9 protein-coding genes are annotated in these 9,532 nt (G+C 62.6%); 7 read left to right on the top strand and 2 right to left on the bottom strand.

Features of this window, described 5'->3' with window-relative positions; translation table 11 throughout:
- Positions 1 to 49: 49 nt before the first annotated feature.
- Together ACIQ17_RS26200 and ACIQ17_RS26195 are read right to left on the bottom strand one after the other, a co-directional pair.
- Positions 50 to 850: a MetQ/NlpA family ABC transporter substrate-binding protein gene (locus ACIQ17_RS26200; RefSeq protein ID WP_398472221.1), complete on the bottom strand. Its 801-nt coding sequence runs from the start codon at positions 848 to 850 to the stop codon at positions 50 to 52.
- Positions 851 to 1,098: 248 nt separating this feature from the next.
- A complete protein-coding gene (locus ACIQ17_RS26195; protein ID WP_398472224.1) occupies positions 1,099 to 1,719 on the bottom strand; it encodes a TetR/AcrR family transcriptional regulator in 621 nt (206 codons plus the stop codon).
- A 197-nt stretch (positions 1,720 to 1,916) separates the two neighbouring features.
- Between ACIQ17_RS26195 and ACIQ17_RS26190 the strand changes: the two genes are divergently transcribed.
- The 7 genes from ACIQ17_RS26190 to ACIQ17_RS26160 form a co-directional block, all read left to right on the top strand.
- Entirely contained in the window at positions 1,917 to 2,777 is an 861-nt protein-coding gene (locus ACIQ17_RS26190) for an FAD binding domain-containing protein (protein ID WP_398472220.1), read from the top strand.
- Entirely contained in the window at positions 2,774 to 3,271 is a 498-nt protein-coding gene (locus ACIQ17_RS26185; protein WP_398472219.1) for a (2Fe-2S)-binding protein, read from the top strand. Before ACIQ17_RS26190 ends, ACIQ17_RS26185 begins: the two co-directional genes overlap by 4 nt.
- The gene (locus tag ACIQ17_RS26180) at positions 3,268 to 5,640 is read left to right on the top strand and encodes a xanthine dehydrogenase family protein molybdopterin-binding subunit (RefSeq protein WP_398472217.1); all 2,373 of its coding nucleotides are present in this window, start codon (positions 3,268 to 3,270) and stop codon (positions 5,638 to 5,640) included. The genes ACIQ17_RS26185 and ACIQ17_RS26180 overlap by 4 nt, the downstream gene beginning before the upstream one ends.
- Before the next feature lie 31 nt (positions 5,641 to 5,671).
- Complete coding sequence (locus ACIQ17_RS26175; protein WP_398472216.1) at positions 5,672 to 6,922, top strand: ABC transporter substrate-binding protein; 1,251 nt, start codon at positions 5,672 to 5,674, stop codon at positions 6,920 to 6,922.
- A 20-nt stretch (positions 6,923 to 6,942) separates the two neighbouring features.
- Positions 6,943 to 7,809: a branched-chain amino acid ABC transporter permease gene (locus ACIQ17_RS26170; protein ID WP_398472215.1), complete on the top strand. Its 867-nt coding sequence runs from the start codon at positions 6,943 to 6,945 to the stop codon at positions 7,807 to 7,809.
- 79 nt (positions 7,810 to 7,888) lie between these two features.
- Complete coding sequence (locus tag ACIQ17_RS26165; protein WP_398472222.1) at positions 7,889 to 8,815, top strand: branched-chain amino acid ABC transporter permease; 927 nt, start codon at positions 7,889 to 7,891, stop codon at positions 8,813 to 8,815.
- Positions 8,812 to 9,532 (top strand): ABC transporter ATP-binding protein (locus ACIQ17_RS26160; RefSeq protein ID WP_398472214.1); only part of this gene is annotated, 721 nt, incomplete at its 3' end. The genes ACIQ17_RS26165 and ACIQ17_RS26160, both read left to right, overlap by 4 nt.

Raw genomic sequence — 9,532 nt, 5'->3', positions numbered from 1 at the left:
ACAGAAGATCACGTATGGCGATCATGGTCTGCCGTCCGCTCTTCGGCCGCTAGCCGTCAAATCCTGCCGGAATGAAGGCTGGCAGCTTGTCTTCGATGAAGCGTTTCACTTCCGGTGACTTGAACACCTTGATGAAAGCGGCGAGGCGCGGATCGTCCTTCCTGTCAGCGCGCGCGGTGAAGCGCAGGACCAGCCCGTCATCGATCGTTCGATCGATGATCAAGGCCGATTTCGGATCGCCGCCTGCGGGGATGAGATAGGTGATATTGACCAGCGCCAGCTTCACGTCATCCAGCGATCGATAGGTCTGGGCCGGATCGAGTTCGACGATCTTCAGGTTCTTCGGATTCTCGATGATGTCGAATTTCGACACGGCGAAGCCCTTGCCCGGCGCAAGCTTGATGAGACCGGCACGTTCCAGCAGGATCAGCCCGCGGGCGCCGTTCAGTGGTTCGTTCGGAATGGCAACGCTGTCGCCGGATTTGATGTCATTCAGGCTCTTGATCTTCTTCGAGAACAGGCCGACTGGCGCAATCACGCCGACCTTGTCGGCCTGGGCAAGCGTAAAGCCGCGCGTCTTGTTCTGGATCGCCAGATAGGTGCTGTGCTGGAAGAAGTTCGCATCGGCGTCGCCGTTTTGCACGGTTTCGTTGATCACGATCCAGTCGGTGATCTCGATCGTCTTGACGTCGATGCCTTTCTCCTTGGCGAGATTGGCAGCGAAGGACACAAGCTGCCCGACAGGGCCGGCGCTTGCGGCGATCCTGAGCGGCTGATCGGCGGCTGCGGCACTGCTCAAGGCCAGCCACACGGCGCCAGCCTGAATGAAGCGGGACAATAGATGCGTCATGTGAATTGATCTCCCCGTTTGATGGGGAAAGTGTAGCGACGCGCGTGCTGAAAGCGACGAGAGCGATTTCGTTTTTTGCGCACGGGCGAGAGGCCAAACGCAGTTTGTCTGCGTGTCGCCGCAGGCCGGATGTTTTTCTCGTAGAATAGCGTTCTCGCAGTCAGGTCCGGCAGAGACGTTTCTGGCGAACTCGCGCTGCTCGATGCGTTACTCCGGCCGGCCGTCGTCTGCGCTCCGCAGCAATGCCGTCACCGCGGCTTGACCAGCTCGGGCATCAATCCGCGCGCGCCGTCGAGAAACACCCGCACGGCGTCCCGCACGATGTCATCGAGCTGGTCAGGCGTCGGCGTCTCATAAACGAAACGGCGGATGGCCATATAGAAGATGCGGCCATGCAGGCCCCAGAACATCTCCACTTCGCGCTCCGACAACGGCACCTTGTCGCGCGTCGGCAGTTTCAGGTCATGGCGCAGCTCGCAGCAGGCCGGCTCGATGATCTGCTCACGCACGATCTGCAGATAGCGCTTGGTGATGTCGAACGACTTCATCCCCGAAAACACGAAGATGCGCACCCAGTTATATTCGAACACCTGCTGCACATATTCGAGATAGAACTGCGACAGACGCGCCTGCAGCGGCTGCTTGCGATCCTGAATCAGGCCGGCCCATGAAGGCGACCAGCGGCTGAGATAGATCTCTTCATAGACCCGCTCGATCAGCGCTTCCTTGCTCGGGAAGTGCCGATAGATGGCCGAATGGGTGATGCCCATGCGCTTGGCCAGCTCGCGCGTCTGCCCGCCAAATCCATGCTCGGCAAAGAACTTGATGGCCTCGTCGAGGATCAGACGCTCGCGCTCGGCGGCGCGCATGTTGCGGCGGGGCGGTTTTTCGGCGGTTTTGACGGGCTTTTTGACCATATGCACTTCGATTTGCTTGTGACTGAATATCGCAATCGCGAAAAGAGACCAAATGGTCATTTAACTTGACCGCCGGAACCGGGCGTGTTCTAGATTTCAGACCAAATGGTCACAAAACTCGGCGTCCGCGAGACGCCTCGGGGGATACGTTGAAGGCGAGGGCGTTCAACTATGTGAGGGCTTCCACGCTTGTGGAGGCACTGGAGGCATATGAGGCGGCCGGCGATGCGAGCTATATCGCGGGCGGCCAGAGCCTCGTGCCGTCGCTCGCCCTGCGTTTGCAGGCACCCGAAGTGCTGATCGATATCGCCCATATTCCCGATCTTCGCGGCATCGAACTCAAGGGCAACTGGCTTCGTATCGGCGCGTTGACACGCCATGCCGAGGTGCTAGCCGATCCGCTGATCCGCAAGCATGCGCCGCTTTATAGCGAAGCAGCGCCGCACGTCGCCCATCCCGCTATCCGCAACAAGGGCACGCTGGGCGGCAGCATTTCCCATGCCGATCCCGCCTCGGAATTTCCGGCAATGACGCTGGCGCTCGGCGCCGAGCTCGAAATCGCCAATCGCGACGGCACGCGCCGCGTGGCCGCCGACGAGTTCTTCGTCGATCTGTTCCAGACCGCGCTCGAGCCCGGCGAATTACTGGTCGCCATTCATGTGCCGGTGGTGCGGCCTTCGCATCGCTGGGCGTTCCACGAGCTCGCACGCCGCCGCGGTGATTTCGCGCTGGTTGGCTGCGGCATTCTCGCGGAAGTCGTCGAGGGGGCAGTCGAACAGATCCGGATCGTCTTCTTCTCGGTCGGCAATACGCCTGTGCGGGCCTGGAAGGCGGAAGACGCGCTGATGGGCCGGGTGCTCAATCAGGATGCCATCGCTGCGGCCCAGGATGCCGTGGTCCACGACATCGATCCGCCCGACGACGAGAATGTGCCGCCGGCCATGCGGCGTCATCTGGCGCGCGTTGTGCTCGGCCGGCTGCTCGGCGATATCGCGAGGCAGGCGCCATGAGCGATCTAGTCGATGTCACCATGACCGTGAACGGCAGCGAGGTCGCGCATCGCGTCCCCGCGCGAACGACGCTCGCGGATTTTCTGCGCCAGACACTGGAGCTCACCGGCACCCATACGGGCTGTGAGATGGGCGTCTGCGGTGCTTGCCTCGTATTGCTGGACGGCACTGTCGTGCATTCGTGTCTGACCTTCGCCGTGCAGGCGAGCGGCTCGGCGGTCGAGACGGTGGAAGGCTTGACCGAGCGTGCGGTGATCGCCGATCTGCAGGACGCCTTCCATCAGCGTAATTCGCTGCAATGCGGCTTCTGCACGCCGGGCATGCTGATGACGGCCTATAGCCTGCTGTCGCAGCCCGGCATTCCCTCGCGCGACGAAATCCGCGATGCGCTGTCCGGCAACTACTGCCGCTGCACCGGCTATGAAGCGATCGTCGATGCGATCGAGACGACGGCGCGCAATCGTGCCGCGGCTAAAGAGGAGATCGACGCATGAGCGCGATCACTTCCCTCGATCGTCCGAATTCCTATATCGGCCGCTCCGTCCCGCGGCCGAACGCCAAGCGTCTGCTCGCCGGCCGCGGCCGTTACGTCACCGACATCACGCTGCCGCGCATGCTCCATGTTGCATATGTGCGCAGTCCGTATGCGCATGCCCGGATCGTCGCGATCAATGCGGATGAGGCGCGCGCCGCGCCGGGTGTCCGTCTCGTCGCCACCGGCGCGGATCTGGCAAAACTCTGCACGCCATGGGTTGGCACCATGGATCATTTCAAGGGTATGAAGTCGCCGCCGCAATTGCCGCTGCCGATCGACAAGGTCGTCTGGGCCGGGCAGGCGGTGGTCGCCGTGGTGGCCGACACGCGTGCACTCGCTGAAGACGCGGCCGAACTCGTGGCCATCGAATTCGATGAACTGCCCGCTGTGGTCGATATCGATGCCGCCCGCGATCCCGACGCGCCCGTCATCTCGCCTGAACTCGGCAGCAATCTCTGCTTCCAGGGCAAGATCGATACCGGCGGCGTCGAGGATGTCTTCGGTGGCGCCGCGCATGTGGTGGAAGAGGAATTCCTGTTCGGCCGGCACACCGCGGTCACCATGGAGTCGCGCGCGATCATTGCCGATTATGATGCCAGCGAGCCCAAGCTGACGGTGCATCATGCCACGCAGACGCCGTATCAGTTCCAGGATATCTATGCACGTCACTACGGCATTCCCGAAGCCTGCGTGCGCGTGATCGCGCCGGATATCGGCGGCTCCTTCGGCATGAAGCTGCACATGTATCACGAGGACATGGCGGTGGTCGGGCTCAGCATCATGCTGGGGCGCCCGGTGAAATATGTCGCCGACCGCATCGAATCCTTCGTGTCAGACATTCACGCGCGTGACCATCGCGTCCGCGCGCGCATGGCGGCGGATGCCGATGGCAACATCCTCGCCATGGATGTCGAGGACGTCACCGGCATCGGCGCCTTTTCCGCCTATCCGCGCACCAGCGTGGTCGAGGGCAATCAGGTCTATCGCCTGATGGGCGCGCCCTACACCTTCAGGAACTATCGCGCCGATCTGCAGGTCGTGTTCCAGAACAAGGTGCAGATGAGCCAGTACCGCGCCGTCGGCCATCCCGTGGCCTGCACGGTGACCGAGCGGCTGGTGGACATGATCGCTGCCAAGACTTCGCGTGATGTGTTCGACATCCGCAGCGGCAATCTGATCCCGGACGATGCCTATCCCTGCACGTCGCCCACCGGTTACAAATTCGAGTCGCTGTCGCACCATGCCTGTCTCTCGAAAATCCGCGAGATGATGGACTATGAACGCCTGCGCGCCGAACAGGCCGAGCTGCGCAAGCAGGGCATCCATCGCGGCATCGGCATCGCCACCTTTGTCGAGATCACCAATCCGAGCCCGGCCTTCTATGGCGTCGGCGGCGTGCGCATCTCGTCGCAGGATGGCGCCATCCTCAAGATCACGCCCTCCGGCGATGTGCGCTGCCTGATCTCGATCACCGAACTCGGGCAGGGCACCGAGACCATCGTCGGCCAGATCGTGGCCGAACATCTCGGCGTCGATCGCGAACGCATCAAGGTCATCACCGGCGACACCGAAACGACACCCCATGGCGGCGCGACCTATGCCTGCCGCGGTGCCGGCATCGGCGGTGAGACGGCGCTGCAGGCGGCGCAGAAGCTGAAGGGCAATGTGCTCTCCGTCGCTGCGGCCATCCTGCAGGAGGAAGCTGACAAGCTCGACATGCAGGCCGGCTGGATCATCGACAAGGCCACCGGCCAGCAGCGCATCGAACTCGCCGAGATCGCGCGCATCGCCTATTTCCGCTCCGACACGCTGCCGCCCGGCACCCAGGCGCAACTCTCCGTCGCGCATCATTATGCGCCCGAGGGCTATCCGTTTGCCTTCACCAATGGCGTGCAGGCCTGCCATCTCGAGCTTGATGTCGAGACCGGCTTCGTCAAGATCCTGAAGATGTGGGTGGTCGAGGATTGCGGTCGCGTCATCAATCCGTTGCTGGTGGATGAGCAGATCCGCGGCGGCGTGGTGCAAGGGCTGGGGGCAGCGTTCTTTGAAGAATGCGTCTATGGCGAGAGCGGCCAGCTCACCAATGGATCGCTGGCCGATTACCTTGTCCCCATGGCGGTGGAGATGCCGGATATCGTCGTCGCCCATGTGGAGACGCCGACACTGGATACCCAGCTTGGCGCAAAGGGAGTCGGCGAAGCAGGGACCGCTGCGGCTTCGGCCGCCGCGATGAACGCCATCAATGATGCGATGTCGCCGTTCGGCGGCACCATCGCGCAGGTGCCGATGACGCCGGCGCGCATACTCAAGGCACTTGGACATATCTGATCAACAAGACACGACAACAGGGAGGGAGCACATGACCAAAGACAACCGAAACTCGAACCGTTTCAACATTTCCCGTCGCCATATGCTGGCCGCGCTCGGCACCGGTGCCGGCGTGATGGCCATGCCGTGGATCGCCCGCGCCGCCGACGACAATATCCGCATCGGCTTTCCGACGCCGCTGACCGGCCCCTTCGCGGCCGAAGCCAAGGATCAGGTCAAGAGCGCCGAACTCGCCGTCAAGCAGGTCAATGACAAGGGCGGCGTCAATGGCCGCAAGGTCGAGCTGCTGGTGCGCGACGACAAGCTGAACGGCGGCGAAGCCGCGACCCGCACGCTCGAACTGATCGAAAAAGACAAGGTGCATGCGATCGTCGGATCACTGTCCAGCGCCGTGCAGCTTGCGGTCAATGAAGTCACCCGCGCGCGCGGTGTGCTCTATGTCTCCATCAGCCAGTCCGACACCATCAACGAGGTGAAGGACTTCAGCAAGTACACGTTTCACGAGGCGCTGAACCCGACGATGACCACGGCCGCCGTGGCGCGTTACGCGTTCAAGAAGGGCACCAAGGTCGCCCATCTCGTCGCAGACTATGCTTATGGCCATGAAATGCTGCGCGGCTTCAAGCGCGCGCAGGCCGCGATCGGTGCGGAGACCGTGGGCGAAATCATGCACCCGTTCGGTGCCGCCGATTACTCCACCTTCATGCCGCGCCTGCGCTCGATGCGGCCGGACATCCTCTGCATCAGCAACTTTGGCCGCGACCAGGCCAACTCGATAAAGCAGGCCGTCGACTTCGGTCTCAAGCAGAGCGCGAAGATCGTCGTGCCCGTGCTGCTGCACAACCAGCGCCTCGCCGTCAGCCCCGAGGTGTTCGAGGGCGTCGTCGGCGGCTCCAACTACTATTGGGGCCTCGAAGGCACGTTGCCGTCGGCCAAGGCATTCAACGATGCCTATCGTGCGGCCAATGGCGGCGCCATCCCGACCGATTACGGCGCCTATGGCTATACCGGCGTGATGTCGCTGCTGCAGGCGATGCAGGCCGCGGGCGGCACCGACACCGACAAGGTGATCGCGGCCCTCGAAGCGCTGAAATACGACGTCGCCAAGGGCCCGCAATATTATCGCAAATGCGATCACCAGTCGGTGCAGTCGGTGCTCGTGCTGGAGTCCAAGAAGAAGGCCGACATGAAGGGCGACAGCGATCTGTTCAGCATCGTCGCCAATGAAGCGCCGTCGGAACAGGTGCTGCGCACCTGCGCCGAACTCGGCTTCCCCACCTAAGCGAAGGCACGCGCCGTCCCATGGATACAGAACTCATTCTGATGCAGCTCTTCTCCGGAGTTGCCCTCGGTGCCATCCTCGTGATCACCGCGCTCGGCCTGTCGATCATCTTCGGCATGATGGGCGTGGTGAATTTCGCGCATGGCGCCCTGTTCATGGTCGGCGCCTATGCCGGGCTGTGGGTCGCATCATTGACCGGCAGTTTCTGGTGGGGGCTCATCGTCGCCCCCATCATGATCGGCGTGTTCGGCATGCTGATCGAATTCGTATTGATCCGGCGGCTCTATGGCCGCTCCATCGACGATCCGCTGCTGCTCACCTTCGGCCTCAGCTATGTGCTGGTCGAAGGCGTGCGCATCGTGTTCGGCAGCGACGGCATCCCGTTTCCTACGCCGTCACTGCTCACCGGTGTGGTCGATCTCGGCGTCGGCTTCTTTCCGATCTACCGCATCTTCGTCGTCGCGCTGGTTTTCGCCATCGTGGTGCTGCTCTGGCTCGGCCTGGAGAAAACGAAATTCGGCCTCATCGTCCGCGCCGGTTCGCGTGATCCCATGATGATGCGCGTACTTGGTGTCGATATCGGCAAGGTCTGGCTCGCGGTGTTCGGCCTCGGAATTGGCCTCGCTGCACTCGGCGGCGTGCTGGCCGGGCCGATGCGCTCGGTCAATCCCGAGATGGGCGCGCTGGTGCTCGCCGAAGCCTTCGTGGTGACGGTGATCGGCGGCCTCGGCTCGCTGGTCGGCGCCATCATCGCCGGGCTTCTCGTCGGCGTCGTCATCAGCATGACTGCGCTGTTCGCGCCCGAAATGGCGACCATCGTGATGTTCGCGCTAATGGCCATCGTGCTTCTGATCCGGCCGCAGGGCCTGTTCGGCAAACTCGCGTAACGGAGAGACAATCATGAATGCCCCATCCGTTGCCGCTCCCTTGCCTGCCGATGCGCCCAAGCCCGCGCGTCTCAAGGCGATGATGACGACCTATCGCGTCCCGCTGTCGATCCTCGCGCTGTGCATCCTGCCCTGGCTGCTGCCGTCCAAGGCGCTGGCGGTCAATGTGCTGATCTATGGCGTCGTCTGCGTCGGCTATAACCTGCTGTTCGGTTACACCGGCCTGCTGTCCTTCGGCCATGCCGCCTTCTTCGGTGCCGGCGCTTACATCACCGGCATCGCCATCGGCCAGTTCGGCGTGGCCTGGTATCTCGCCGTCGTCATGGGCGTCGCCGGCGGCGCGGTGCTGGCTTTCATCATCGGCGGCATGTCCACGCGCACGCGTGGCATCTATTTCTCCATGGTCACGCTCGCATTGGCACAGCTCGTCTATTACGTCGCGCTGCAAGCCTCGACCTGGACCGGCGGTGAAAACGGTCTCCGCGGCTTCACGGTGAACAAGATCAACCTGTTCGGCTTCGACATCAATTTCCTCGATCCCGTCAACAAATACTACGTGCTGATGGTGTTCGCCGCCGCCGCTTTGTGGCTCGTCTCGCGCATCCTCAATTCGCCTTTCGGCGCCGCCATCGAGGCGATCCGCGAGAATGAGCGCCGCGCACGCACCTGCGGCTATGATGTCGAGCGCACAAAACTGCTGGCCTTCACGCTGTCGGGCACCATCTGCGCGCTTGGCGGCACCATGTCGGCGCTGCATCTCGCTTTCGTGCCGCTGGAGTCGCTGCATTACCTCACCTCCGGCATGATCGTGATGATGACGTTGCTCGGCGGCGCATCCAGCTTCTTCGGCCCGTTCATCGGCGCGCTCGTATTCCTGCTGATGGAAGACGTGTTCTCGCTATGGACGTCGCACTGGCAGATCATCGTCGGCTCCATCTTCGTGCTGTTCGTCCTGTTCCTGCCCAAGGGCATCTGGGGCACATTTTTGTCGAGGGTCGTCCGATGACCGCGCCGCTGCTCGCCGTCGAGAATGTCGGCATGAAATTCGGTGGCTTCATCGCGCTGCAGGGCGTGACCACCGAATTCCGCCCCGGTCGCGTCACCTCCATCATCGGGCCGAACGGCGCCGGCAAGAGCACGTTTTTCAACGTGCTGTCCGGCGTGCTGTCGCCGTCCACCGGAACGGTCCGCTTCAAGGGCGACGATCTCAGGGGCACGCGCCAGCATGAATTCGTTCATCGCGGCATCGCGCGGTCCTATCAGATCACCAATATCTTTCCTGATCTGAGTGTGCATGAAAATGTCCGCGTCGCGGCGCAAGCGGGCCGCGCGCGCTACAATATCTGGACCAATCGCAACAGGTTTCCGGAGCTCGATGCCCGCGCCGACAAGGCGCTGGAAGCCGTCGGCCTCATCGCCAAGCGCGACGAGACGGCGAAATTCCTCGCCCACGGCCAGCAGCGCGCCCTGGAAATCGCGATTGCGCTGATCTCAGATCCCGAACTGCTGCTGCTCGACGAACCCACCGCCGGCATGGGCCCGGAGGAAACCAAGGAGATGGTGGCGCTGCTGGAGAAGCTGGCGGCGGAGCGCACCATCCTCTTGGTCGAACACAAGATGAAGATGATCCTCGGTCTCAGCGATCGCATCCTGGTGCTGCATCATGGCCAGCTGATCGCCGACGGCACGCCGCACGAGATCCAGACGGACCCCGAGGTTCGTC

The organism is Tardiphaga sp. (genome assembly GCF_044340795.1).
In the GTDB taxonomy this organism is placed as follows: Bacteria; Pseudomonadota; Alphaproteobacteria; order Rhizobiales; family Xanthobacteraceae; genus Tardiphaga.
Note: the sequence above shows the minus strand (reverse complement) of the source record. Positions and strands in the feature narration are given on the sequence as shown.

Coding starts and splice junctions, on each gene's coding strand:
- ACIQ17_RS26200 (WP_398472221.1), bottom strand. CDS start 850: ATGACGCATCTATTGTCCCGCTTCATTCAGGCTGGCGCCGTGTGGCTG.
- ACIQ17_RS26195 (WP_398472224.1), bottom strand. CDS start 1,719: ATGCGCGCCGCCGAGCGCGAGCGTCTGATCCTCGACGAGGCCATCAAG.
- ACIQ17_RS26185 (WP_398472219.1), top strand. CDS start 2,774: ATGAGCGATCTAGTCGATGTCACCATGACCGTGAACGGCAGCGAGGTC.
- ACIQ17_RS26180 (WP_398472217.1), top strand. CDS start 3,268: ATGAGCGCGATCACTTCCCTCGATCGTCCGAATTCCTATATCGGCCGC.
- ACIQ17_RS26175 (WP_398472216.1), top strand. CDS start 5,672: ATGACCAAAGACAACCGAAACTCGAACCGTTTCAACATTTCCCGTCGC.
- ACIQ17_RS26170 (WP_398472215.1), top strand. CDS start 6,943: ATGGATACAGAACTCATTCTGATGCAGCTCTTCTCCGGAGTTGCCCTC.
- ACIQ17_RS26165 (WP_398472222.1), top strand. CDS start 7,889: ATGATGACGACCTATCGCGTCCCGCTGTCGATCCTCGCGCTGTGCATC.